Source organism: Promicromonospora sp. NPDC023987, from assembly GCF_040639055.1.
Classification (GTDB): Bacteria; Actinomycetota; Actinomycetes; order Actinomycetales; family Cellulomonadaceae; genus Promicromonospora.
Window position 1 is genome coordinate 73,490 of sequence record NZ_JBEZZF010000010.1, and the last position, 23,706, is coordinate 97,195.

Here is a 23,706-nt window from a genome sequence, read left to right on the forward strand (position 1 = left end):
GCTCAGCGGGCCTCCTCGCGTTCGAGCTGCCGCGCCAGGTCCAGCATCTCGCGTCCGAGGGCGTCGAGCCGGGCCCGGAGGCCGGCGCTGCCGCCACCGGGCGGGTCGGCCGGCGCCGTCTGGGCCCGCAGCCCCGTGAAGGTGTCGGCCAGGCCGGCGGCGTCCGGCTCACGGATCACGTTGATGTCGAAGACCACCCGGTCGGCCCGGTGCCAGGTGCGGAACACCTCGACCGGCCGGGCCGTCTCGTCGGTGCTCGTGCCCTCCAACAGGAGTACGGGCGCCCCGACCGGGACCTGGAGGAGCTCGGCGGTCTCGGTGTCGGCCCCGACGGCCCGGACCTGACGCTTGCCCGCCACGATGCGCGTGCCGAACCGGCGCCGGATCGTGGCGTGCAGCGAGGCGTCCGTCAGCTCGTCCGCCGTCAGGTCGCAGAACTCCTCGGGCAGCCAGGTCTCGATGGCGGCGAGCGGCTCGCCGCCGGCGCTGCGCAGGCGCCGCATGCGCAGCACCTGGCCGGAGCCGAGCACGCTGGTGGCCTCGGACGCCGGCTCCGTGCAGAGCTCGAGGACGCGGGTGCCTACGTGCACCCCGCCGTCTTCCACCTGCGTCGACAGCCCGGGGACCCGCTGCACGAGGCGGTGGACCTCGCCGCGCTCGCGGACGGTGGTGCCCCGGCCGCGGCGTCGCTCCACGAGACCTTCCTGCTCCAGCGCTGCCAGGGCCTGGCGGACCACCGAACGGGAGACCCCGTAGCGTTCCTGCAGCTCGGCCTCGGTCGGCACGTGCGCACCCGGCGCGAGCGCGCGGCCGAGGATCTGCGCGCGCAGCTCGCTGCTGAGCTTGCGGTGGAGCGGCGTGCCGTCCGGTCCCGGGAGCCCCACGGTCAGCTCGCGCTCTTCTGCGACGTCTGCTGCGCCGTCTGCCACACGTGGTCCCAGCCGGGGGCGAGCTCGGCGGCCCGCTCGATCGCGAGGACGAGGCTGGCCTCACGGGCGATGCCCTGACCGGCGATGTCGAAGGCGGTCCCGTGGTCGACGGAGACGCGCACCACGGGCAGCCCGACGGTGATGTTCACGCCGTCGTCGCCGTAGACCGCCTTGAAGGGGGCGTGGCCCTGGTCGTGGTAGCAGGCGATGACCATGTTCCACTTGCCCTGCACCGCGGCCGGGATGAGGGCGTCGGCGGGCAGCGGGCCGTGGGCGTTGATGCCGCGGCCGCGCGCCGCCTCGACGGCGGGGGCCAGGATGTCGGCGTCCTCGTCGCCGAACAGGCGGTTCTCGCCGGCGTGCGGGTTGAGGCCCGCGAGGCCGATCGCCTCGTCGGGCCGCCCGAGTGCCGCGGTGAACGCGCCCGCCAGGTCGAGGACGTTGCGGGTGCGCTCCGGGGTGATGTTCTCGATCGCCTGCCGCAGGGAGACGTGCGTGGTGAGGTGGAAGAAGTACAGGTCGCCGGCGGAGAGCACGAGGCTGAAGTTCTCGACCCCGAACTCGTGCGCGAGCAGCTCGGTGTGCCCGGGCCACCTGTGCCCGCCGGCATGCATCGCCGCCTTGTTCAGCGGCGGGGTGACGATGGCGTCGACCTGGCCCTCGCGCGCCAGGCGGCAGGCCTCGACTACGAACCGGTAGGCGCCGTCGCCGGCCGCGGCGCTGAGCTCCCCGACGGGGACGTCCGCGAGCGAGGGGCCCGTCTGGAGCAGCTCGATGACGCCGGGGGTGTTGGTGGCGTCGGCAGGCGTCCCGATCACGTGGACCGCAGCGGGGTCGGCGCCGAGGGCGGAGACGGCGCGCCGCATGGCGTCCTCGTCGCCCACGACCACCGGAACGCACCGGGTGCGCAGGTCGTCGTGGCCGAGCAGGGCCTTGGCCGTGATCTCGGGGCCGATGCCCGCTACGTCGCCGAGGGTGATGGCGAGGGTGGGGATGCTCAAGGGTTTACCTCCTGGTGGGAACAGTACGACCTCAGATTCGCGAGGACGTCGACGACGGTCCGTGCGGTGCCGAACCCGCCGGCCTTCGTCACGACGACGGTGCCGTCGGCCGAGCCGCCTTCGAGACGGCCGAGGGGTACGCCCTCCGCCACCGAACCGGCGACCCGCACGCTGCGGGCGCCGAGGCGGGCGAGGACGGCACGGCTGCCGTCCCCGCCGATGAGGACTATGGCGTCCGGACGGGTCCGTGCGGTGACCGCCGCGACCAGCTCGGCCAGCGAGCTCGCTGCCTGGGCCGCGCGCTCCCGGCCGGTGTCGGTGGGTTTCGGGGTGCGGACGAGGACGGTCCGGGGCAGTGCCTGCGGACCGAGGCCTGCCAGGCACGTCGCGACCGCGTCGTCGGCCCCGACGGCGGGGTCAGGGACCAGGACGTGGAGGCCCGGCTCGGCGCGCACGAGCTCGTCCGCCTGGCCGAGCGACACCTCGTTCAGCGAGCTGAGGACCACGAGCACCCGCTCGACCGCGGTCTGCGAGAGCTCCGGGGTGTCCGCGCCGTCGCCCCAGCGTGGTGCGAGGGCCGCCGCGAGGCCGGCCGAGCCGACCGGGACGGCGTGGGCGCCGAGCAGGATGATCGCGTCGGCGAGGTGCTCCAGGTCGGCGTCGGCGACGGCGTCGATCACCACCGTGCCCGCGGTCTCGCCGGCCTCGGCGAGGCGGACCGCGAGGGTGCGCGCGTCGCCGTCGGCTGGCACCCGGACGGCGCCGGGCAGGAGCGCGGTCAGGTCGCTCACGTGGACGGGCGTGACGGGGTCGTGGCCGGCGGCAGTGGTGGCGACGGGGGCGCCGTCGACCAGCAGGACGCCGGCGCTGACGGTCCGCCGCAGTGCCGGATAGCTCGGGCAGACGACGGCGAACGCGCCGGGCACCCGCTCGCGCCAGGCGGCCAGCGCCCCGGTGACCTGGCCGGCGACGCTGCCCCGCATCGTCGAGTCGATCTTGACGTAGAGCCGCTGCGATCCCGCCGCGACCAGACCGCGGACGGCGTCGGCGGTGGCTGCCGCTGCTGCGTCGCCGTCGAGGGGGCGCGCGTCGGTGACCACGGCGACCGCCGTCCGCTCGCCGACGGGTAGTGCCGAGCCGAGCGCCAGGTGGCTCCGCCAGCCGGCTCGGGCGAACTGCACCACGCAGTCGCCCGCCCCGGTGAGGTCGTCCGCGACGACCGCGACGGTGTGCTCGCTCATGCCGTGCCGTGCCCGTCGTCGGCCGTGGCGGGCGCCGGCTCGCCGTCGTCCGCCGACTCGAGGCCACCCTGGCGCTTGAGGACGATGGTCGCGAGCAGCGGCGCGAGGATCGCGCTGACCAGGACCGCCGAGGCGACCTGAGCCGTGGCCACCGCGACGTACGGCTCGAACGCCGGGTCGATGGCGCCGATGATCGCGGGCGTGGCGACGGCGTTGCCCGCCGTCGTCGCCGAGGCGATGGCGATGCCGGACCTGCTGCCCCGGCGCAGGATGAACCGGTAGCCCGCGTAGGTGAGGGCAGCGGTCAGGGCGACGGCGATGACGCCGACGAGGATGCCGCTCGCGCCGCCGGACACGACGTCGCGCAGGTCGATGCCCGTACCGAGGGCGAACGCGAAGAACGGGATCACGATGTTCGGGACCGGGCGCATGACCTCGGTCCAGCGCGGGTCCAGGTTGCCGACGACGAAGCCGAGCGCCAGCGGGATGATCGCCGCGAGGAAGGCCGTCAGGGGGATGTCCGCGAGCCCGGAGGCGCCGAGGAAGACCATCGAGATGAACGGGCCGTCGTTCAGGGCCGAGGCCATGTAGGCGCCGCGGTCCCGCTCGTCGCCGTACTTGCCGGTGAAGGCCAGCCACAGGCCGCCGTTGCTGTTGTCCACGGTGGCCATGAGCGCGAGGACCGAGACGCCGAGGAAGCCCTCGATGCCCCAGACGCTGCCGGCCAGGGCGACGAGCGCCGCGGGGATCAGCGACTTCGTCAGGAGCAGCGTCCCGGTGGTGGCGAGGACGGGCCCGGAGGTCCGGGCCGTGATCTGCATGCCGGTCGCGAAGATGAGGACGGCGATCAGGGGCAGCGCCGAGTCCTTGAACAGGGCGGTGGTGAACGAGCCCAGCTCGAGGAAGCCCGGGAAGAAGGTCCCGACGACCGAGCCGAGGACCAGCGGGATGAGCATGAGCCCGCCCGGGATCTTGTTCATCCAGTCGTAGAGGGGGACTGTCGATCTGGTTGAGCGCCCGGCATCCATGGCGAACCTCTCGTTCGTGCGTGGCCGACGACGGCATCGCGATTGTTAGGACAAGAAAGTACGGACGAAGTTACGCCACCGCGCGGACACGGGCAAGTCCGTTCACCTGCCGATCGATCCCGCGCGCACCAGGCGTCCGGCGCTTAGCGTTGCCGCCGTGAGCGACGTGTGGACATGGCCGGCCCGGATAGGTGTGCTGCTCGGTGCAGGCCTCTTCCTGGCACTTCTCGTACCGATCCTCGTGATCCAGATCCGTCGCTACGGGACGACGAGCCCAGCCCGGCTGCTCGGTGCGGCGGCGCTCGCGGTCTACGGCACGGCGCTCGTCGCCTACACGCTGCTCCCGCTGCCGTCCGGCGACCTCGCCGCCTGGTGCGCCGAGTACGGGTACCCGACGGTGCAGCTCCGGCCGGGGCAGATCTTCGCGGACATCCGCGAGCGCACCGCTGGACTGCCGCTCGGTGCGGTGGTCCGGGACATCTCGGTGCTCCAGGGCGTCTTCAACGTCGTGCTGTTCGTGCCGTGGGGCATCCTGGTGCGCCGCTACCTGGGCTGGGGCCTGCTCGCGTCCGCTGCCTCCGCGCTGGGCGCCTCGCTCCTGATCGAGGTCGTCCAGGCGACGGGAGTCTTCGGCCTGATCCCCTGCTCCTACCGGCTGGCCGACGTCGACGACCTCGTCACCAACACGGTGGGCGGCGTGCTCGGTGCGCTCATCGCGCCGTGGGTGCTGCGGTGGATGCCCCGAGCGAAGACCTTGGCGGCCACCCGCGGTGAGCCGCGGCCGGTGACGGTCTGGCGGCGCTGGCTGGGCATGGCGGTGGACGCCGTCGCGTACACGACGCTCAGCGGCCTGCTCGCCATGGCCTGGGGCCTGGTGGGCTACCTCGGGACCGGGCAGGTCCCGCCCGACACCGTGCCGTTGTGGCTGTTCGCCAGCGTCCTGTCGTGGGTCGTCGTGTTCGTCCTCCCGCTCGCCACGGGTACGGGGGAGTCGCTGGGACAGCGCACGGTGTGGCTCGCGGTGGTGCCGGACGTTTCGCGGGTGGCCGACGGCGGCGTCGGGCTCTCGTGGTCGGCGCGGCTGCGACGCGGGCTGGCCGGGGGAGCCCTGTGGGGGCTGCTCCAGGTGCTGTCGGACGCCGCGACGATGTTCGACGTCGGCGCTCTCGCCTCGGCCTCGAACCTTGCCTCGTGGTTCGCGGCGGTGCTCGTCGTGGCAGTGCCGTTCACCGCGGGGAAGCGCGGGCTCTCGGGAAGGGCGGCTCCGTACCGGCTGGCCGACGCGCGGGAAGGGGCGGGCGCCCTCAGCACCCACCGGTGACATCTGTCATGCCTCTAGCCTGGGCGCGTATCGCTGTCGTCAGTGACGAACCGGAGTCGTGAATGTTCAAGGAGTGGTCGCGGCGCCGCGCGATGCAGCGGGTCAAGCCCGGCAACGGACGTCCGCTGAAGCGGTTCCGCTGGTGGCAGCCCCTGTCGCGGGCGCTGTTCTACCTTCCGCTGCGGGACGACGCCGGTCGGCAGGTCGTCTACGCCGTCGATGTCAGCTACCTGCAGCGGGCCGCGTCGGACGACGGCAAGGGCAAGGCCCACCTGTATCTCGACGGCAGACATCACGCCGAGTCCAAGCTGCCGGCCGCCTTCCCGGTGCCGGGCGGCGTCATCGAGGTGGCGCCGACGTCGTTCGGCCTCAAGCGCTGCCACTACGTCACCGACGAAGGCGCCGAGTACCAGCTGACACCGGACCGGGATTCGGCCGAGGGACGTCGCGAGCGGCTGGACCGTGAGCGCCCGGCACTGAGCCGCTGGATCGGCTTGCTCTCCCTGCTCCTGCTGATCGTCCCGGCACTGCTGGTGATCCCACAGCTCGTCGAGGTGGCCTTCGAGATCCCGCCGGTCGCTGAGCGGTTCGGTACGTTCACCTCGCCGGTCCACCTGCCGTTCTGGCTCAACGTCGCGCTCGCGCTCGGTGCCGCCGTGGCCAGCACGGAGCGCGCGCTGCGCCTGCGGTACGGCTGGCTGGACTCCGTGGCGCAGGGGTGACCGGGGGTGTCGGGCTGACCGAGGGTGCCGGTCAGGGCAGCTGCGGCGTTGCGAGCGCGTCCTCCAGCCGGTCGATGAAGGCGGACTGCGCGCTCACGACGAGATGCCGTGCGTCGTCGGGTCCGAGCCAGGCGACCCGGTCGATCTCGGGGACCTCGATGCGCCGTCCTGACCGTGGGGGCCACTCGATCTCGAACGTGTTGCTCGCGATCCGGCTGAGGTCGGGTCCCGTCCGAGGCCACTCCCGCGCCCAGGCGAGGACCTTCTTGCCCGCCCGCTGACGGACCTCGCCGAGCTCGATGTCCGGGCCCGACGACGGCGGCAGCTGCATCCCGAGCTCCTCGCTCGCCTCGCGCAGCGCCGCGGCGTGCGGGTCCTCGCCGGGATCGAGCTCGCCCTTGAGCACCGTCCACGCACCCGCGTCCTTGCGCGCCCAGAACGGCCCGCCCATGTGGCCGAGCAGCACCTCGAGCCCGCCGTCGGGCAGCTGTCGGTAGGGCAGGAGGCCTGCGCTGGTCGTCGGCATGGGTCAAGTCTCGCGCGACCTGGGTGTGGGGGTCGGGCCGTGGTGGGATGTCGGCCATGCCCTTGATCCAGGTCCTGAACGCGTCACCGCGTGATGACGAGACGAAGCGACGGCTCATTGCGGAGCTCACCGAGACGTACGCCCGTGTGATGCACATGAAGCCGGACACGATCCGGGTGGTCATCCAGGAGTTGCCGCGCGAGAACTGGGGAGTAGGTGGCGTCACCCTCGCCGACTCCGGCCAGGACGAGAGCATCGCCTGATTGATGCACGGCCCCCGTCGGATACGCCTGGACGGTTAGTGGCTCGGCAGCCCAGCGATTGGGTCCGAACTCAGGCGCTTTCTGGGCACGATCGCTGGGCTGACAACACGTGCCGCTGCGGGGGACGCTGCCGGCCGGCAGTTTTGCCCCACGAGGTCGGCAGTCTCCTGCGGGGTCGGCACTTTGCATCGAGATCGGCACAGGCCTGGACCGACCTCGATGCAAACTGCCGACTCCGCAGGGCAAACTGCCGACCTCGCGGGAGACTGCCGACGTCGGCTGCTCCCAACGGTCGGCCGCGGTCGGCGCCCTCCGGCCGAGTGCAGACTTCGTCGCACTCAGATTCGCCGAGTGCAGAGTTGGTCGCGGGTACGGGGCTGCCATCCGCGACCAACTCTGCAGTCATGGATCACGGGTGCGACAAAGTCTGCTGTCAGTCGGCGGGACCCCGGGGCGCCCGGCGTGGCTGCTCACCCGGCAACTCGGCCGGGCAGCACCGGTGCCAGAAACTGCAAGGCCCGGAATCCGAGGGATTCCGGGCCTGTGGCTGCCGCGGATGGACTTGAACCAACGACCGTCCGATTAACAGTCGGATGCTCTGCCAGCTGAGCTACGTGGGATCGCGTTCGCCCTACCGTGAACGTTCCCGTACCGGCACGCCCTGACGCCGTGCGTCGTCCTGAAGGCCGGCGTAGACGCGGCGGTGCGCTCAGCGGGAGATCAGGCTGCGGGCGTTTCGTGCTCCGCAGCAGTAGCCAGGTCGATCTCGATGCGCTTGCCATGCATCGTGACCACGAGTGTCGGGTCTTCGGCGCCAGCCGCCCGAAGGTAGGACAGGAGCGTGCTGTAGAGCATGTCGCCACGCTTCTCAGCGCGAGAGACTGCGCTCTGGCTCATGCCCAGGCGCTGAGCGATCTCCTCCTGCGTGTAGTGAGCCGCCGAGCGGAGGGCTGCAAGGTTCATCCGGTAGACGCGGTCTGCGTCATCCATCTCGGCACGGATCCCCGCGACAGCAGCGGCACGTTCAAGGTTGGCGTTGATGATCTCGTCGAGCTCGTCGTTGAACGGGGTGTAGGCGTCGTCGCTCATCGGTCGTCCTCCTTCTGTGGTGCGGGCCGGTCGCGCAGCCATTCGTCGATCGCTTGATCGGCGCGGCTGCCGACCGAGTCGTAGAAGACGTCGCCCATCTGGGCCTTGTCCGAGAAGAACAGCATCAAGACCGCCTCTCCTTCCGGGGTGAACCAGACGATCGTGCGTACAGCGAACCCATCCCGATTCGGAACGGTCGCGCGGGAAAGAGGTTCACCCAGCAATTATGCGCCATATGCATATGCGCGACAAGCATGGGTCGATGCTGTCGCGATCGAGGTCCCGCGCAGTGCTGGTCGACCCAGCGCCCACACGCTCGAGGCCTGGCGCCGACCGAGGCGTTCGTGCAGCAGGTGTCGGCGAGCATGGTGGGCGTGAGGGTGTTGGAAGAGGATCGCCACTGACACAACAAGGCCTCGAATCCCCAGATCAACTGGGGCTTCGAGGCCTCTGAGATGCTCCCGCGGTTGGACTTGAACCAACGACCGTCCGATTAACAGTCGGATGCTCTGCCAGCTGAGCTACGCGGGATCGCGTTCGCCCTACCGTGAACCGGTTGGGCGACCGGTGAAAACTCTAACAGGTTCCAGCCGGTAGTCCTGCCTCGAATCCGATCCCCGTCGTAGCGGCATCGATCACACCGGCAGGGCTCGTGCCAGGTCGCCGGCCGGCCCGAGCGGCACGGTCGACCAGTCGCCACAGGGACCCGTCCCGGCGCCGCCGGCGCATCCTTGCGGTAGACGCCCAACGGATGGAGATGATCGTGTTTCGCAGAACGCACGAGATCGGGATCGTGTTCGAGATCGAGGGCCTCGCCGCTTCCTCCTACGGTCGTGCGGCGTACCGCATCCTGTTCGAGCGCCTGGACCCGGGGCACCTGGCCGGGTGCACGTTCTGGGACGGTGACACGGACGCGACGCTCAAGGGCCTGGCGAACCAGTACTGCATAGTGATCCGCGGGACAGGCCGCGGTGCGGCCGAGCACATCAAGGAGGCCCTCGGGCAGCTCGACCATGACGGGCTCGCGCACCGGTCACAGCGATTCGTCGAGGGCAAGGTCGTCGACGCGGAGCCCGTGGTGCTGTGCGGCCAGACCGACACGTCGGGCGTGCTGCACGTGTGGTGGGAGGACGGCATCATCAGGCCGGACCTGGCCGAGGGCACGCCCTGGCAGGTGGCCGTCGAGTTCCGGGATCCCGGGAACAGGCAGTACGCGGGATGAGCCCCGTTCAGCCAGGTAGCCCAGCCGCGTTTCGAACCCGAGCCTCAGCGGCGTCGATCGCATCCGCGACGTCCGGATCCGTCACGTCCAGGTCGCTCTGACCTATCACCTGGGAGAACAGCTCGCCGTCCGCCCGGCGTCGGACCGCCACGCGGGCGGAACGCCCGCCCGTCAGCTTGACGGGCTCCGCCAGGACGACCGACCACTGCACCCGTTCGCGCAGCACCTGCGGCAGCACGGAACGCCGGCCGTCGAGAGCGAGTGGTGTCGGCTCGTCGCCGTCGACCCAGTGCACCCGGATGACGTTGGACTCCACGTCGTAGGTCGCCCGGTCGACGTCGGACCATTCCCGGTGCACGACGACGGAGGGTGCGCCCTGCGACTCGCCGTCCTCCTGGTCGCTGGGCGCCTCAGGTACGGAGATCAGCAGGAGCTCGGCGCGTGTGGCGAACGCCCACGCCTCACCCGTCGACGTGACCAGCGCTGCCTCGGCCAGCACCGAGTCGGTGCGATGTGAGCGCACGGCACGGCGGACCGCCTTCTGCGGGCGGTGCCTGGACCGCCATCGGAACCCCATGTCCTCACCGTAGTGCCGCGGGCAGGAGGAATGAACAACGCCGGTCCCGTGTCTCCGGAGCCTGCCGAGGTCCCGCCCGGCGAGCCCCTGGCGGTGGCGTAGTTCACCCGCTGGCAGGTCGGCCGGGAGGTTGTGGGTGCCGTAGGTTCTGGGCTCGTGACCTCGACGAACGCCATGCCTGCTGTTGATCCCTCAGGTGTGAAGCCCGGTGCCACGGCAAGAGACCGCCGCGAGGCGAAGATCCGCCGCAGGCGCATCCTGCGGGTAGTCGTCGCGACGCTCGTGACCGTCCTCGTGCTGGGCGGCGGCGGCGTCGCCTGGTGGGTCACGTCGGAGACGGATGCCCTCTCCACGCAGGTCACCGCGGCCAAGCGGCTGATGGAGACCTCCGACGGGAAGGTCGCGAACAACACGACGCGCGTCGGGCTCACCGCGGAGATCACCGAGGCGGAGTCCGTGCTGGGCGAGTCCGTCCTCACGCGGCTCACCACCGGGACGGCGGGCGCTCGGCGGTCCCTGGGTGCGGCGACGGACGCCGTGCGCGGCTCGATGCTCGAGTTCGGCCGTGGCGAGGTCGAGGCGGCCCGCAAGAATCTGGTGGCCGCTCAGGGCCGGGCGGAGAAGGTCTACGCCGCGACGGAGGGCCTCGGGGTCGACGACGGCGCACGGGAACGGTTGCAGTCCGCTCTGGACTCCATGGCCGCCGCTGACGCCGCCGCGAACACCAGCGTCGATGGCGAGGACCTGGCGGCGCTGGAGCAGGCCGCGCACGAACTGAGCACGAACCGCTCGGTCGTCACGGTCGCGACCTCGGCGCTGGTCGAGGCGCAGGACGCGATCACCTGTCCCGCGCCGGACCAGACGTGGGACCCCGACAGCGGCAAGGTGCCGGAGTCGGCGCTGGCGGAGATCCCGTGGGCGCCCACGCACTTCGTCCGCGCCGACGTGCTGGACAGCCTGATCAAGCTCGACGACGCCTACCAGGAGGCTTTCGGCGAGCACCTGACGATCAACTCGTCGTACCGGTCGTACAAGTCGCAGGAGTCCATCTACGACCCGTCGTCGCCGATCGCCGCGCCGCCTGGCTGCTCCAACCACGGCCTGGGGCTGGCGGTCGACATCGGTGGCGGCGTCGAGGCGTTCGGGACCGCGCAGTACGAGTGGCTCAAGGACAACGCCGAGACCTACTCCTGGACCCACCCGGCGTTCGCCGAGCCGAACGGGCGCGTCCCCGAGCCGTGGCACTGGGAGTCGGTGCTCGCGCGCTCCGGTTCCTGAGGCCCGCCGCCGCGGCTTCCACCGCTCGACACCCTCCACCGCTCGACGCTTCCCCGACGCGTTTGCGTCGAGGGGTTGCCATCCGGGAAACCGGTTACTAGGATCCGAGAAACCGGTTACCCGCGGGTTGGAAAATCATCCGGTCAGTGGCGGCACAGACGCTTCTGTCGAGCCCGCATCGCACGAGGAACCACAGCAATGTCCCGCATTCAACGACGAACGTGAGGCAATGACGATGAGACGACCAAGAGCCAGGCAGATCCTCTCGGCGGTGGCGGCGGTGACCCTCGCGGTCACGATCGGTGTGACCGCCCAGTCCGTCCCGGAGGCTGCGGCGGCGACCGGCCCCGCCACGGGGTTCGCCACCCAGAACGGTGGGACCACCGGCGGTGCCGGCGGGGAGACGGTGCGGGCCACCACCGGTACGGCGCTCCACACGGCCCTGTGCACCCGCGCCAGCAGCAGCACCCCGATCATCATCGAGGTCGAAGGCACCATCAACCACGGCAACACCAGCAAGGTGTCGGGCGACAGCTGCAGCACGGCCGACGACGTGATCGAGCTCAAGCAGATCAGCAACGTCACGATCGTCGGGGTCGGGAGCGGTGCGGTGTTCGACCAGATCGGCATCCATATCCGCGAGGCCAGCAACATCATCATCCAGAACGTGACGGTCCGGAACGTGAAGAAGTCGGGCTCGCCCACGTCCAACGGCGGTGACGCGATCGGCATGGAGAGCGGCGTCCGCAACGTCTGGGGCGACCACCTCACCCTGGAGGCCTCGGGCGGGGAGGACGAGGGCTACGACGGGTTGTTCGACATGAAGAACGACACCAAGTACGTGACCCTGTCCTACAGCATCCTGCGCAACTCCGAGCGTGGCGGCCTCATCGGCTCCAGCGAGAGCGACCGGTCGAACGGCTTCGTCACGTTCCACCACAACCTCTATCAGAACCTCAACTCCCGCACGCCCCTGCTGCGCGGCGGCATCGCCCACATGTACAACAACCACTACGTGGGCCTGGTCGAGTCCGGCATCAACTCCCGGGCCGGGGCCAAGGCGAAGGTGGACAACAACTACTTCGAGGACTCCAAGGACGTCCTGGGCACCTTCTACACCGACGAGCTGGGCTCCTGGCAGGTCGACGGCAACATCTTCGACAACGTGACCTGGTCGAGCGAGGGCAGCGAGAACTACCCGGCGGGTCCCGACCCGACGTCGAACACGTCGGTCAGCATCCCGTACTCGTACCCGCTGGACGGGGCGAGCTGCGTGCCCGGCGTCGTCAGCGACACCGCCGGCGCGAACAACGGCCTGCGGGTGTCGGACGGTAGCTGCACCCCGACCGATCCCACCGACCCGCCCACAGACCCGACGGACCCGCCCACGGACCCGACCGACCCACCCACGGACCCGACCGACCCACCCACCGGTGAGAACCTGAGCGCGGGTGCCGGCGCCGACGGCTCCAGCAAGGCCAGCGGCACCAGCTTCGGCAACGTGGTGGACGGTTCCATGAGCACCTACTGGTCCCCGACCGGCTCCACCGGCCGCATCTCGGTCAAGTGGGACACGGACCGCGCAGTGTCGAGCATCAACATCCGTGAGGCCGCCGACGCCGTCGGCAACATCGGGTCCTGGCGTGTCGTCAACCATGACACCGATGCCGTCCTGACCACCGGCAGCGGTGCCGGGGTCATCTCCTTCGCCACCACCACGCTCGGCAAGATCGACTTCGAGATCACCAGCTCGAACGGGACGCCGCGAGTCGCCGAGTTCGAGACCTACGCCGGTACGCCGTCGGACGGCGGCGACCCGGGCGACGGAGACCCGGGCGACGGAGACCCCGGTGACGGGGACCCGGGGGATGGGGACCCGGGCGAGCAGCCAGGGGCCGACGCGCTGTACGTGGCGCCGGACGGCAGCGACAGTGCCGCCGGAACCGAGTCGGACCCGACCACGCTTGCCGCGGCGATCGACCGGATCGAGCCCGGCGGGACGATCTCCGTGCGCGGTGGGACGTACGACCTCTCGGAGACCGTCGCCATCGAGCCGGGAAACAGCGGGACGTCGGGCAACCGCACCGAGCTGTTCGCCTACCCCGGTGAGACGCCGGTACTGAACTTCTCCGCGCAGAGCGAGAACTCGGCCAACCGGGGACTTGCCATCGGCGGCGACTGGTGGCACGTGCGGGGCATCGTCGTCGAGCGCGCCGGAGACAACGGGATCCTCCTGGGCGGCGACAACAACATCATCGAGCGGGTGGTGACCCGCTTCAACCGCGACACCGGCCTCCAGCTCTCCCGCTACACGGCAGGTGCGCCGAGCAGCGAGTGGCCGTCGAACAACCTCATCGTGTCCTCGGAGTCGCACGACAACTCCGACTCCGACGGGGAGGACGCCGACGGGTTCGCGCCGAAGCTCACGGTGGGTCCGGGGAACGTGTTCCGCTACACCGTGGCCCACAACAACATCGACGACGGCTGGGATCTGTACACCAAGGACGAGACGGGTCCGATCGGCGCCGTCACCATCGAGGACTCGCTCTCGTACGAGAACGGGACGCTGTCCGACGGCGGCCAGGCCGGCAACGGCGACCGTAACGGCTACAAGCTCGGCGGCGAGGACATCGCGGTGGACCACGTCGTGCGGCGCAGCATCGCCTACGACAACGGCAAGCACGGGTTCGGCTACAACCGGAACCTCGGTTCGCTGACCATCGAGAACAACCTGAGCATCGGCAGCGCGGAGCGCAACTTCAACTTCGACGGCGGCTCGTCGACGTTCCGTGACAACACGTCCTGCGACAGCGGGTCGAACGACCGCATCATCGGCAACGACGCGGGCGGCAACCAGTGGTGGAACGGCTCGAACGGCTCGCGGTGCGGACAGTACTCCGGGTCGCTGGACTGGTCCTTCGCGTCCGACGGCCGCCTGGTCGTGACGATCGGGGGGAACGTGGTCGACCTCTGACCTGAACGACGGCTGACTTGAACGACGGAGGCCCGGGTCCACGACGTGTGGACCCGGGCCGCCGTGCTCCCGCCGGGCCGTTTCCGCGCTCGTCGCCGGGAGGAGCGGGGCGACTGTCAGACTGCCCGGATGTCGTTCAGCAAGATCTCGTTGGAGGGCCGCCTGACGGTGATCGCCGGCCCGCACCCGCCGTCGGACGACGGCTTCCGCTCGGACCGCCTCCAGGTCCTGCACTGGCACGTCGACGAGCCGTACGGCGACGACGGCGCTCACCTCCACCGGACGAGCGACGAGGTCTACGTCGTGCTCGAGGGCGCGATCGACGTGGACGTCGACGGATCGCGGGTCACGGTGGCGGCCGGAGAGGCGCTCACCGTCGGCGCGGGCGTCTCCCATGCGCTGGTCGCTGTCCGGTACCCAGCCCGGGGCCTGACCATTCGTGGCCCCGCGGGCAGCGACAAGGTCGCCACCGGGTGACGAAAGAAAAGAGGCCCGGAATCGGCGGGATTCCGGGCCTCCGGTGCCCCGTCTCGGACTTGAACCGAGGACCAAGAGATTATGAGTCTCCTGCTCTGACCAGCTGAGCTAACGGGGCCCACGGCATCAGGCCGCGGGAGGATCTTACTGCCTCAGGCAGGCAGAGCAGGGCTTCCCACGCGCGCGTGGACACAGGGTCGCCGCCGAAATCTTCTGGCGCACGCTCGTCGTCGGCCCATAGGTTCTGCGAGCCATTCCCTCAAAGAACTGGAGTACTTCCATGTCCTCGGACTTCCCGGTCGCCCTGTCCGGCGCCCGGGCCCAGACCCTCATGTGGGCGCACGAGCATGACGTCGACCACGCCGCACTGAACCAGCTGCGCAACATCTCCGCCCTGCCCTGGGTCGCGGGCGTGCGTGTCATGCCGGACGTCCACCTCGGCAAGGGTGCGACCGTCGGCTCGGTCATCGCCATGCGCGACGCCGTGTCGCCGAACGCCGTGGGCGTCGACATCGGGTGCGGCATGATCGGCGTCCGCACCTCGCTGACCGCTGACGACCTGCCTGACGACCTCTCCCGGCTCCGTGCACGGATCGAGGCCGCGATCCCGGTCGGGTTCCACTCCCACGGCGAGCAGATCGACCCGCGCCGCCTGCGGCCCGTGAAGGGCTCCGGAGGCCAGGAGCGGTTGCGGGGCGAGCAGGCGTTCTGGGACCGGTTCGAGACGCTCGACCCGAAGGTCCGCCAGCTGGAGACGCGGGCGCGCAAGCAGCTCGGGTCGCTGGGCGGCGGCAACCACTTCGTCGAGCTCTGCCTCGACCAGGACGACCAGGTCTGGCTCCAGCTCCACTCCGGCTCGCGCAACATCGGCAAGGAGCTCGCCGAGCACCACGTCGGCGTCGCGAAGCACCTCGAGCACAACGTGGGGCTCGTCGACAGGGAGCTTGCCGTGTTCCTCGCGGGCACGCCGCAGATGGACGCGTACCTCAACGACCTCTGGTGGGCGCAGGAGTACGCGGCCCGGTCCCGGGCGGTCATGATGGCGCTCACCGTCCAGGCGGTCCGCGACGAGTTCGCGGGGATGTCCGACGGCGGCCGCGCACTCACCTTCGACGAGGGCGTGAACGTGCACCACAACTACGTCGCGCGCGAGCAGGTCGACGGCGAGGAGCTCATCGTGACCCGCAAGGGCGCGATCCGGGCCGGACTGGGCGACCTGGGGCTCATCCCCGGATCGATGGGCACCGGCTCGTACGTGGTGCGCGGCCTGGGCAACCCGGAGTCGTACTGGTCGGCGTCGCACGGCGCGGGCCGGCGGATGTCCCGTACGCGGGCCAAGAAGGAGTTCACGGTCGAGGACCTCGCCGTCCAGACCGAGGGCGTCGAGTGCCGCAAGGACCGCGGAGTGCTCGACGAGATCCCCGGGGCGTACAAGGACCTCGACGCGGTGATCGCCGCCCAGTCCGACCTGGTGGAGGTAGTAGCACGCCTCCGGACGATCCTCTGCGTCAAGGGCTGAGCCCTGCCGGGCTGCGGGCGCATACCCAGTGATTCGGCCCGAAACCCCGAAGGATTTCGGGCCGAATCACTGGGTAGCGGGAGAGGCTGGCGCTCAGCCCACCTGGTGCAGCCAGCGGACCGGGGCGCCGAGGCCCGCGTACCGGAACGGCTCCAGCTCGTCGTCCCAGGCGGCGCCCAGGGCGAGGTCGAGCGCGTCCCGCATGGCACGCGGGTCGGCGAGCTCCATGGCGGCACGGACGCGGTCCTCCTGCACCACCACGTTGCCGTGCACGTCGGTCATGGCGTGGAAGATGCCGAGGTCGGGAGTGTGCGACCAGCGGGCGCCGTCGGCCCCGTTGCTCGCGTCCTCGGTCACCTCGTACCGCAGGTGCGACCAGCCCCGCAGGGCGGACGCCAGCTTGGCGCCCGTGCCCTGCTGGCCCTGCCACGAGTATTCGGCACGGTACAGACCGCGCCCCGCGGGCTGCGGGGTCCAGTCCATGGATACGCGCACGCCAAGTACGTTCCCCGCTGCCCACTCGATGTGGGGGCACAGGGCACGAGGCGCCGAATGCACAAAAAGCACACCCCGCGTGATGACACCGGCCATGTCTTCCTCCCTGGGTCGAGGTACGTCTTCCCCTACGTCCTCACCAGGGCGGTGACGCTGTGGTCGGCTGCACAGCGGTGCTTCGGACCACATCCTGCCCGATTCGTCGACGAGATGCGAGGCGAAACGGCGCGCAGGCGTCGAAAGAATCACCACGTACGACGAGTTCGTGCGGCACATTCTTGCGTAGAACGCCGCCGCACCACTAGTACCCCTTAGGACTTTCTTGCGATTTATCCCACAGGAGTGGCGTGTACGAAAATCGACCGTTCGGTCCTCAGAGGCGTGCGCGAAGCTCCCGCATCGCCGCGCGGCGCGTCTCCTTCTGGAGGCGGTCGAGGTAGACCGTGCCGTCCAGGTGGTCGCACTCGTGCTGCAGGCAGCGGGCCATGATCCCGGTGCCCTCGACGGACGTCGGCTCGCCGTTCAGGTCGATGCCCTCGACCCGGGCGTAGTTCGCGCGCACCGTGGGGTACCAGAGCCCGGGGACGGACAGGCAGCCCTCGCCGCCGTCCTGCAGCTCCTCGCCCAGCTCGACGATGCGCGGGTTGAGCACGTAGCCGATCTCGCCCTCGATGTTCCACGAGAAGGCCCGCAGGGAGACGCCGATCTGGTTGGCGGCCAGTCCGGCACGCCCCTCGTCGTCCACCGTCTCGACCAGGTCGGCGACCAGGCTGCGGACGCGGTCGTCGATCGTCGTCACGGTGTCGCACGGGGTGCGCAGCACCGGGTCGGGAACCACACGGATCTCACGCATTGCCATGCGGGCATTCTCCCATGTCAGAACGAAGGGTCGCGGGCACGACAGGCCGACCGTCGAGTGCTGGGTCTTCGCCCCTGACAAGGTCATGACGGGGCGAAGATCCAGCACTCAACGGTCGTGGCGGAAGCGTCAGTGGTTCTGGATCACCAGCGCGACGTTGTGGCCGCCGAAGCCGAACGAGTTGTTGATCGCGGCGATGTCGCCGCCCGGCAGCTTGTACGGCTCGTCGCGCACGAGCGGGACCTGCAGCTCCGGGTCGGGGTTGTCGACGTTGATGGTCGGCGGGGCGAGTCGCTCGGCGACGGCCTTGACCGCGAACAGCGACTCGATGGCGCCGGCGCCGCCCAGGAGGTGGCCGGTCATGGACTTCGTCGCCGAGAGCTGCACGTGGTCGGCGTCGGCCCCGAAGAGCTTGCGGATGGACGCCGTCTCGGTGAGGTCGCCCACCTTGGTGGACGTCGCGTGCGCGTTGACGTGCACGATGTCGGCGGGCGTCACGCCCGCGTCCTGGATCGCGGAGCGCATGGCGGCCACCTGGCCGGTGCCCTCGGGGTCGGGGGAGGTGATGTGGTACGCGTCGGACGACAGCCCGACACCGCTGACCTTCGCGTATACCCGGGCGCCGCGCGCCGCGGCGTGCTCGGCGCTCTCCAGCACCAGCACGGCGGCACCCTCGCCGAGCACGAAGCCGTCCCGGTCGACGTCGTACGGGCGGGACGCGCGCTGCGGGTCGTCGTTGCGCAGCGAGAGGGTGCGGGACGCGGCGAACGCGCCGAGCGGCATGGGGTGGATCGCGGCCTCGGTACCGCCGGCGACGACGACGTCGGCCCGGCCGGAACGGATCATGTCCACCGCGTAGCCGACGGCCTCCGCGCCGGAGGCGCAGGCGGACACCTGGGCGTGGGTGCCCGCGCGGGCGCCCAGCTCGAGCGACACGTAGGCGGCCGGCGAGTTCGGCATGAGCATCGGCACGGTCATGGGCAGCATGCGGCGGGCGCCGCGCTCCCGGAGCGTGTCCCAGCCGTCCAGGATGGTCTGGATGCCGCCGATACCCGACGACACGACGGCGCCGAGCCGGTCACCGTCGACCTCGGGGCTGCCCGCGTCGGCCCAGGCCTCGCGGGCTGCGACGATCGCGTACTGCGCCGACGGGTCCATGCGCTTGGTCTCAGGGCGGCTGAGCACCTCGGCCGGGTTCACCTTGATGGTGGCGGCGAAGGTGACGGGCAGACCGTACTGCTCGGCCCAGTCGTTCTCGAGGGTGCGCGCCCCCGACTCGCCTGCGAGAGCGGCCTCCCACGTGGATGCCACGTCCCCGCCGAGGGGTGTGGTGGCGCCGAGGCCGGTGACGACGACTTCACGTACGGAGGTCATGATGATGCTCCCGAGGGTGGTGGGACGAAGGGGGCAGGTGCTAAGGGTGCTGCTTTGTGAGCAGCGAGTGCCCGACGGCGGCGCGGGCCCGGTGAAACAGGGCCACGCTGCCGCCGTCGGGGGCGGCTCAGGCCTGGGCGCTCTTGATGAAGCTCACGGCGTCGCCGACGGTCGCGAGGTTCTTGACCTCCTCGTCCGGGATGCGAACCCCGAACTTGTCCTCGGCGTGCGTGACGATGGTCATCATCGACAGGGAGTCGATGTCGAGGTCGTCCGTGAAGGACTTCTCGAGCAGGACGTCGGCCTGGTCGAGGCCCGTCTCCTCGGCGACGATCTCGGCGAGGCCCTCGAGGATCTCCTGGTCCGTGTTGGCCATGGGACTTCCTTATCTTTCGTAACGGTCACCGGCGCCGTCGGGCACCGGAGTCTTGCTGGTCGAATCTTGGCGCATCTCGCGACCGGAATGCACGACGGCCCATTTTCCTCCGGCCGCCGGACCCTGGCTACGGCAGCACCACGACCTGCGCGGCATAGACGAGGCCCGCGCCGAACCCGATCTGGAGAGCGAGGTCGCCCGACTTCGCCTGCCCCTCCGCCAGGAGACGCTCGGCGGCCAGCGGGATCGACGCCGCCGACGTGTTGCCGGTCTCGGCGATGTCGCGCGCGATGACAACGGTATCCGGCAGACCGAGCTGCTTCTTCATCTGGTCGATGATCCGCATGTTCGCCTGGTGCGGGATGAAGACCTGGATGTCCTCGGCGGTCACGCCCGCCTCCGCCATCGCCTTCTCCGCGATGGGCGCCATCTGGAAGCCCGCCCACTTGAACACGGTCGGGCCGTCCTGGCGCAGCGTGGGCCAGCCCAGCGACGGGTCCTCGCGCAGCTCGGTCCAGGAGTGGGTCTGGCGGATGGCGGTCGCCTTGGCGCCGTCGGAGCCCCAGACCGTCGGGCCGATGCCGGGCGTGTCGGACGGGCCGACGATCGCCGCGCCGGCGCCGTCGCCCAGCAGGAAGGAGATGGACCGGTCGGTCGGGTCGATGATCTCGCTGAGCTTCTCGGCGCCGATCACCAGCACGTGGCGCGCGAGGCCCGCGCGGACCAGGGCGTCCGCCTGGCCGATGCCGTACGCGTAGCCCGCGCAGGCCGCCGACACGTCGTAGGCGGCGGCAGGGGTGGCGCCGATGCGCTCGGCCAGGATCGCCGCGCCCGACGGCGTCATGTGCATGTGCGTGATCGTCGAGAGGATGACCGCGTCGATGTCGGCGCCGACGAGGCCCGCCGCGTGCAGCGCCTTGTTGGCAGCGGCCTCGGCCAGGTCGAGCACGTCCTTGTCGGCGCCGGCCCGACGCCGGGTGACGATGCCGGTGCGCTGGCGGATCCACTCGTCCGACGAGTCGATCGGGCCCGCGATGTCGTCGTTGGTCACGACGAGCTCGCCGCGCTCCCCGCCGATCGCGAGGATCCGCGAGAACTGCGTGGGCTGGGCCTGCTGCAGGATGGTCACTGGTGTGCTCCGGTCGCGTTCGTGCCGCTGGAAAGGACGTCGCTGTGTGCCGCGATGAGCGCGCGGGCGGCGTCGAGGTCGGCGGGCGACTTCACGGCCACCGCCTCCACACCCTTGAGGCCGCGCTTGGCGAGACCCGTCAGGACGCCGCCGGGAGCGAGCTCGAGCAGGCCGGTGACGCCGCGCTCGGCGAGGCCGGTCATGATCAGGTCCCAGCGCACGGGCGCCGTCACCTGGCGCGCGAGGTTGCCCAGCACGTCCGCCCCGGTGCCGTGCCCGTGGGCGCCGCCGGTGTAGGCGGTCCCGTCGAGGTCGGCCAGGAACGGCAGGGTCGGGTCGGTGGCGTCCCAGCCGAGGGCCACCGGCTCGAACTCGGCGCGCGCCGCGTCCATGAACGGCGTGTGGAACGCCCCGGCGACCTGCAGCGGGATCACGCGGGCGCGCGTCGGGGGGTTCTCCGCGAGCTTGGCGAGGTCCTCCAGCGCACCGGCGGCCACCGTCTGCCCGGCGCCGTTGACGTTGGCGGGCCACAGGCCCGCCGCCTCGATGGCGGCCAGCACCTCGTCCGGGTCGCCGCCGACGACGGCGCTCATGCCCGACGGGGCAGCAGCTGCCGCCGTGGCCATCGCCCGGGCGCGGCGTGCGACCAGGCCGGCCGCGCCGTCGTCGGACAGTGCGCCCGCGACGGCGGCCGCGGAGAGCTCGCCGACGGAGTGGCCTGCGGTGACGTCGATGACCTCCGCGGCCGCACGCCCGTCCAGCAGCGTGCGGAGCGCGAGCAGGGACGTGGTGACGATCAGCGGCTGGGCCACCGCGGTGTCCCGGATCGTGTCGGCGTCCGACGTGGTGCCGTGCGCCACCAGGTCCAGCTTCGAGGCCTCGGATGCTGCGGCGAGGCGTTGTTCGGTTCCGGGCAGCTCGAGCCAGTCGCTGAGCATCCCGGGGGTCTGAGAGCCCTGTCCAGGGCAGACGACGGCGAGCACGCGTCCACTCTGCCAACCCGCGACCCCCGCAGGACGTCGCGACCTGTACCAACCTCATCAGGGGGCCTTGTGGGGAACCTACAAGGCGCTGACCTCGGGGAAGAGTTAGTGCGGGCGGGTCAGCCCCGGCCGAGCTGGCCCAGCGCCAGCGCCACCTGCAGCACGAACGACTCCCGGGCGTCCAGCGGGTCCCAGCCGGTGATCTCCGACACCTTGCGGAGCCGGTAGCGCACGGTGTTGGGGTGAACGTACAGATGCCGCGCTGCGGCCTCGAGGGAGCGGCCGGTGCCGAGGTAGGCCGAGAGGGTCTCCAGCACCGCCCCACCGGCGTCCTGCAGCGGGGTGAACGCCTGGGCGATCAGCGTGGCCCGGGCCGTGTAGTCGCCGGTCAGGACGCGCTCGGGCAGCAGGTCGTCGGCCATGACCGGGCGCGGCGCCTGCGGCCACGCCGGGGCCGCGGTGAGGCCGGCGAGCGCCGACCGGGCGGACCGGGCGGCGTCGGTCAGGCTGGGCACCTGGGTGCCGATCACCACCGGGCCGGTGCCGAAGCGGCCCAGCAGCGAGGTGGCGGCGGCCACGAGGTCGCCCTCGCCGCCAAGGACGAGCACGAGGCGGTCACCGTGGATGCCGACGAGGGCGTCGCCGGCGGCGCGTCGGGCGACGCGGCGGATCTCGGCGGTGCGGATCTCGTCGAGCTCCTCGGTGGCGAGCCCGACGACGACCAGTGCGTTGCCCCGGCCGCTCCAGCCGAGCGCCGAGATGCGGGAGCGCAGGGAGTCGTCGCCGTCGCCGCGGACGAGGGCGTCGACCACCAGCGCCTCCAGCCGGGCGTCCCACGCGCCGCGCCACTCCGCGGCGCGGGCGTAGACCTCTGCCGCGGAGAAAGCGACCTCGCGGGAGTAGCGCAGGACGGCCTCGCGCAGGTCGCGCTCGCCGCCCGGGGCGGCGATCCGGTCGGAGTGCGTCTCGACGACGTCGACCACCACGCGGACCAGCTGCAGGGTGTGCTGCAGCGAGATGGAGCGGGTCAGCTCGGTGGGCGCCGCGGCGAAGATCTCGCTGACGCCGTGCGGGGGCCGGTCGGGGTCAGTGAACCAGGACGTGAAGGCGTTGATGCCCGCCTGGGCGACGAGGCCCACGTACGAGCGGTCCTCGGCGGGCAGGTCGCGGTACCAGGTGAGGTCCTCGTCCAGCCGGCGCATCGCGGCGGCGGTGAGGAGGCCGCTGGCCTCGCGGACCCGCTGGAGGTTCATCGGGAAGCCGGCGGGGTCGGTCCCGGCCTCTGCCGGCCCGGGCCCTGCCGGCCGGGTCTCTGCCGGTCCCTTCTCGGTAGGTCCGGCCTGACCGGTGTCCGTGCCGGCGTTCTCAGCGGTGTCCTGACCGGCATCCTGGCCGGCCGCGGGGTCGGCCGGCGACCCGGCCTCCCGGTCGGTCTTGTGGGCACCCGCTCGCGCGGCCCGTCGAGTTGCTGGCACCCTGGCAGCATACGAGCCCGAGTTGTGGAGAGTCCACAAACGGACTTTCAAGGCAGTGCGAGCCCAGTGCGACGTTGCGGGAAACTGTAGGGTCGAGGGCATGGCCCTGATGCATCGGCTCCGCCGCCTCATCCGTCGGCCCCTGTCTGCGTCCACGGTCGGCGCTCGCCGCCCGTCGCCGTCGGCGCCCCGACGAGGGGACGCGGGACACGAGGACGCGCTGCGCGCCCAGCTGACCGACGATCCGAACAACGAGGAGGCCTTCGGCGCCCTGGCAGAGATCGTTCGCCGTCGGGCCGCCGAGGACCCGACGCTGGAGGATCCGCTGCGGGACTCCGACGAGATCCCCGAGTCGAAGCAGCAGGAGGCTGACCTGGCGGTCTGGGCCCTCGCCGAGGAGCTGGCCGGGCACCCGCGGGGCTGGTACCCGCTGATCGAGCTGGGCCGGCTGTCGCTCGCCGACGACCCGGACGGCGCCGTCCGGCGGCTCATCACCGCCGCCGAGCGGGACCCTGACGGTCGCGCCCTGGCGGAGGGTCTGGCGATCCTGCGGGACGCGGGGATGCCGGTAGAGGCCCTGGGCCTGGGGGTGGGGCACTGGCGCGTGCGGGAACACTCGCCGGTGGTCGGCAAGCACCTGGTGCTGGCCGCGCTCGAGGCGGGCCGAGTGTTCGAGGCCCGGCGGCACCTGCGGGCCCTGGAGATGCACCCGGACCCCAAGGCGGTCAAGCCGCTGCGCGAGGAGCTGGAGCGGGCGATAGCCGCGGCTGAGCAGGCGAACCCGACGGTCTGACCGAGCCTGGGCACGGGCACCCGAGGCTCAGCACACAAGTCCGCCACGAGAATGA

General features: G+C 71.1%; 24 protein-coding genes and 2 tRNA genes. 9 read left to right on the forward strand and 17 right to left on the reverse strand.

The window, feature by feature from the left end; translation table 11 throughout:
• Window positions 1–2 precede the first annotated feature (2 nt).
• Genes AB0F40_RS07280 through AB0F40_RS07295 form a run of 4 tightly spaced genes read right to left on the reverse strand, consistent with a single transcriptional unit; the run spans window position 3 to window position 4,151 of the window.
• Window positions 3–929, reverse strand: a complete 927-nt coding sequence (locus AB0F40_RS07280; protein WP_357465456.1) for a GntR family transcriptional regulator — start codon at window positions 927–929, stop codon at window positions 3–5.
• A complete protein-coding gene (pdxA, locus tag AB0F40_RS07285; protein WP_357465457.1) occupies window positions 887–1,930 on the reverse strand; it encodes a 4-hydroxythreonine-4-phosphate dehydrogenase PdxA in 1,044 nt (347 codons plus the stop codon). The genes AB0F40_RS07280 and pdxA overlap by 43 nt, the downstream gene beginning before the upstream one ends.
• Window positions 1,927–3,171, reverse strand: a complete 1,245-nt coding sequence (locus tag AB0F40_RS07290) for a four-carbon acid sugar kinase family protein (RefSeq protein ID WP_357465458.1) — start codon at window positions 3,169–3,171, stop codon at window positions 1,927–1,929. Before AB0F40_RS07290 ends, pdxA begins: the two co-directional genes overlap by 4 nt.
• Entirely contained in the window at window positions 3,168–4,151 is a 984-nt protein-coding gene (locus AB0F40_RS07295; RefSeq protein ID WP_357465459.1) for a 2-keto-3-deoxygluconate permease, read from the reverse strand. Before AB0F40_RS07295 ends, AB0F40_RS07290 begins: the two co-directional genes overlap by 4 nt.
• A gap of 205 nt (window positions 4,152–4,356) precedes the next feature.
• Between AB0F40_RS07295 and AB0F40_RS07300 the strand changes: the two genes are divergently transcribed.
• A complete protein-coding gene (locus AB0F40_RS07300; protein ID WP_357465460.1) occupies window positions 4,357–5,520 on the forward strand; it encodes a VanZ family protein in 1,164 nt (387 codons plus the stop codon).
• 62 nt (window positions 5,521–5,582) lie between these two features.
• Window positions 5,583–6,242 carry a hypothetical protein gene (locus AB0F40_RS07305; protein ID WP_357465461.1) on the forward strand — a complete coding sequence of 220 codons (660 nt, stop codon included), beginning with the start codon at window positions 5,583–5,585 and terminating at the stop codon, window positions 6,240–6,242.
• A 31-nt stretch (window positions 6,243–6,273) separates the two neighbouring features.
• Here the strand turns inward: AB0F40_RS07305 and AB0F40_RS07310 are convergent, their stop codons facing one another.
• On the reverse strand, window positions 6,274–6,768 hold the full coding sequence (locus tag AB0F40_RS07310) for an NUDIX domain-containing protein (RefSeq protein ID WP_357465462.1): 495 nt from the start codon (window positions 6,766–6,768) through the stop codon (window positions 6,274–6,276).
• Window positions 6,769–6,824: 56 nt separating this feature from the next.
• Between AB0F40_RS07310 and AB0F40_RS07315 the strand changes: the two genes are divergently transcribed.
• Window positions 6,825–7,031, forward strand: a complete 207-nt coding sequence (locus AB0F40_RS07315) for a 4-oxalocrotonate tautomerase family protein (protein WP_357465463.1) — start codon at window positions 6,825–6,827, stop codon at window positions 7,029–7,031.
• Between the two features lie 720 nt (window positions 7,032–7,751).
• Here AB0F40_RS07315 and AB0F40_RS07320 read toward each other — a convergent pair.
• The 3 genes from AB0F40_RS07320 to AB0F40_RS07330 form a co-directional block, all read right to left on the reverse strand.
• Window positions 7,752–8,120: a transcriptional regulator gene (locus AB0F40_RS07320; RefSeq protein ID WP_357465464.1), complete on the reverse strand. Its 369-nt coding sequence runs from the start codon at window positions 8,118–8,120 to the stop codon at window positions 7,752–7,754.
• On the reverse strand, window positions 8,117–8,245 hold the full coding sequence (locus AB0F40_RS07325) for a hypothetical protein (RefSeq protein WP_357465465.1): 129 nt from the start codon (window positions 8,243–8,245) through the stop codon (window positions 8,117–8,119). The genes AB0F40_RS07320 and AB0F40_RS07325 overlap by 4 nt, the downstream gene beginning before the upstream one ends.
• Window positions 8,246–8,578: 333 nt before the next feature.
• Window positions 8,579–8,651, reverse strand: a tRNA-Asn gene (locus AB0F40_RS07330).
• Window positions 8,652–8,883: 232 nt separating this feature from the next.
• Between AB0F40_RS07330 and AB0F40_RS07335 the strand changes: the two genes are divergently transcribed.
• Window positions 8,884–9,342, forward strand: coding sequence for a hypothetical protein (locus tag AB0F40_RS07335; protein WP_357465466.1), 459 nt, complete (start codon window positions 8,884–8,886; stop codon window positions 9,340–9,342).
• 7 nt (window positions 9,343–9,349) lie between these two features.
• Here the strand turns inward: AB0F40_RS07335 and AB0F40_RS07340 are convergent, their stop codons facing one another.
• Entirely contained in the window at window positions 9,350–9,919 is a 570-nt protein-coding gene (locus AB0F40_RS07340; RefSeq protein WP_357465467.1) for a hypothetical protein, read from the reverse strand.
• A gap of 156 nt (window positions 9,920–10,075) precedes the next feature.
• On the opposite strand from AB0F40_RS07340, the gene AB0F40_RS07345 reads away from it, so the two are divergent.
• The 3 genes from AB0F40_RS07345 (at window position 10,076) to AB0F40_RS07355 (ending at window position 14,648) form a co-directional block, all read left to right on the forward strand.
• Window positions 10,076–11,197 carry a M15 family metallopeptidase gene (locus tag AB0F40_RS07345; protein WP_357465468.1) on the forward strand — a complete coding sequence of 374 codons (1,122 nt, stop codon included), beginning with the start codon at window positions 10,076–10,078 and terminating at the stop codon, window positions 11,195–11,197.
• 235 nt (window positions 11,198–11,432) lie between these two features.
• A complete protein-coding gene (locus AB0F40_RS07350) occupies window positions 11,433–14,171 on the forward strand; it encodes a polysaccharide lyase family 1 protein (protein ID WP_357465469.1) in 2,739 nt (912 codons plus the stop codon).
• A gap of 129 nt (window positions 14,172–14,300) precedes the next feature.
• Window positions 14,301–14,648, forward strand: a complete 348-nt coding sequence (locus tag AB0F40_RS07355; protein ID WP_357465470.1) for a cupin domain-containing protein — start codon at window positions 14,301–14,303, stop codon at window positions 14,646–14,648.
• Between the two features lie 44 nt (window positions 14,649–14,692).
• On the opposite strand, the gene AB0F40_RS07360 is transcribed toward AB0F40_RS07355, so the two are convergent.
• A tRNA-Ile gene (locus AB0F40_RS07360) sits at window positions 14,693–14,766 on the reverse strand.
• A 213-nt stretch (window positions 14,767–14,979) separates the two neighbouring features.
• On the opposite strand from AB0F40_RS07360, the gene AB0F40_RS07365 reads away from it, so the two are divergent.
• Window positions 14,980–16,167, forward strand: a complete 1,188-nt coding sequence (locus AB0F40_RS07365) for an RtcB family protein (protein WP_357465497.1) — start codon at window positions 14,980–14,982, stop codon at window positions 16,165–16,167.
• Window positions 16,168–16,260: 93 nt separating this feature from the next.
• Here AB0F40_RS07365 and AB0F40_RS07370 read toward each other — a convergent pair whose 3' ends face one another.
• The 7 genes from AB0F40_RS07370 to AB0F40_RS07400 form a co-directional block, all read right to left on the reverse strand.
• Window positions 16,261–16,758, reverse strand: a complete 498-nt coding sequence (locus AB0F40_RS07370) for a DUF3145 domain-containing protein (protein WP_357465471.1) — start codon at window positions 16,756–16,758, stop codon at window positions 16,261–16,263.
• Between the two features lie 277 nt (window positions 16,759–17,035).
• Window positions 17,036–17,521 (reverse strand): peptide deformylase, encoded by a 486-nt coding sequence (gene def / locus AB0F40_RS07375; protein WP_357465472.1) that lies wholly within the window; start codon window positions 17,519–17,521, stop codon window positions 17,036–17,038.
• 129 nt (window positions 17,522–17,650) lie between these two features.
• The gene (gene fabF / locus AB0F40_RS07380) at window positions 17,651–18,895 is read right to left on the reverse strand and encodes a beta-ketoacyl-ACP synthase II (protein ID WP_357465473.1); all 1,245 of its coding nucleotides are present in this window, start codon (window positions 18,893–18,895) and stop codon (window positions 17,651–17,653) included.
• 127 nt (window positions 18,896–19,022) lie between these two features.
• Window positions 19,023–19,271: an acyl carrier protein gene (locus tag AB0F40_RS07385; protein WP_357465474.1), complete on the reverse strand. Its 249-nt coding sequence runs from the start codon at window positions 19,269–19,271 to the stop codon at window positions 19,023–19,025.
• A 127-nt stretch (window positions 19,272–19,398) separates the two neighbouring features.
• On the reverse strand, window positions 19,399–20,400 hold the full coding sequence (locus tag AB0F40_RS07390) for a beta-ketoacyl-ACP synthase III (RefSeq protein ID WP_357465475.1): 1,002 nt from the start codon (window positions 20,398–20,400) through the stop codon (window positions 19,399–19,401).
• Window positions 20,397–21,383 carry an ACP S-malonyltransferase gene (locus AB0F40_RS07395; protein WP_357465476.1) on the reverse strand — a complete coding sequence of 329 codons (987 nt, stop codon included), beginning with the start codon at window positions 21,381–21,383 and terminating at the stop codon, window positions 20,397–20,399. The genes AB0F40_RS07390 and AB0F40_RS07395 overlap by 4 nt, the downstream gene beginning before the upstream one ends.
• A gap of 119 nt (window positions 21,384–21,502) precedes the next feature.
• A complete protein-coding gene (locus tag AB0F40_RS07400; protein WP_357465498.1) occupies window positions 21,503–22,636 on the reverse strand; it encodes a helix-turn-helix domain-containing protein in 1,134 nt (377 codons plus the stop codon).
• A 322-nt stretch (window positions 22,637–22,958) separates the two neighbouring features.
• Here AB0F40_RS07400 and AB0F40_RS07405 point away from each other — a divergent pair, with 322 nt between their 5' ends.
• Complete coding sequence (locus AB0F40_RS07405) at window positions 22,959–23,651, forward strand: hypothetical protein (RefSeq protein WP_357465477.1); 693 nt, start codon at window positions 22,959–22,961, stop codon at window positions 23,649–23,651.
• Window positions 23,652–23,706 lie beyond the last annotated feature (55 nt).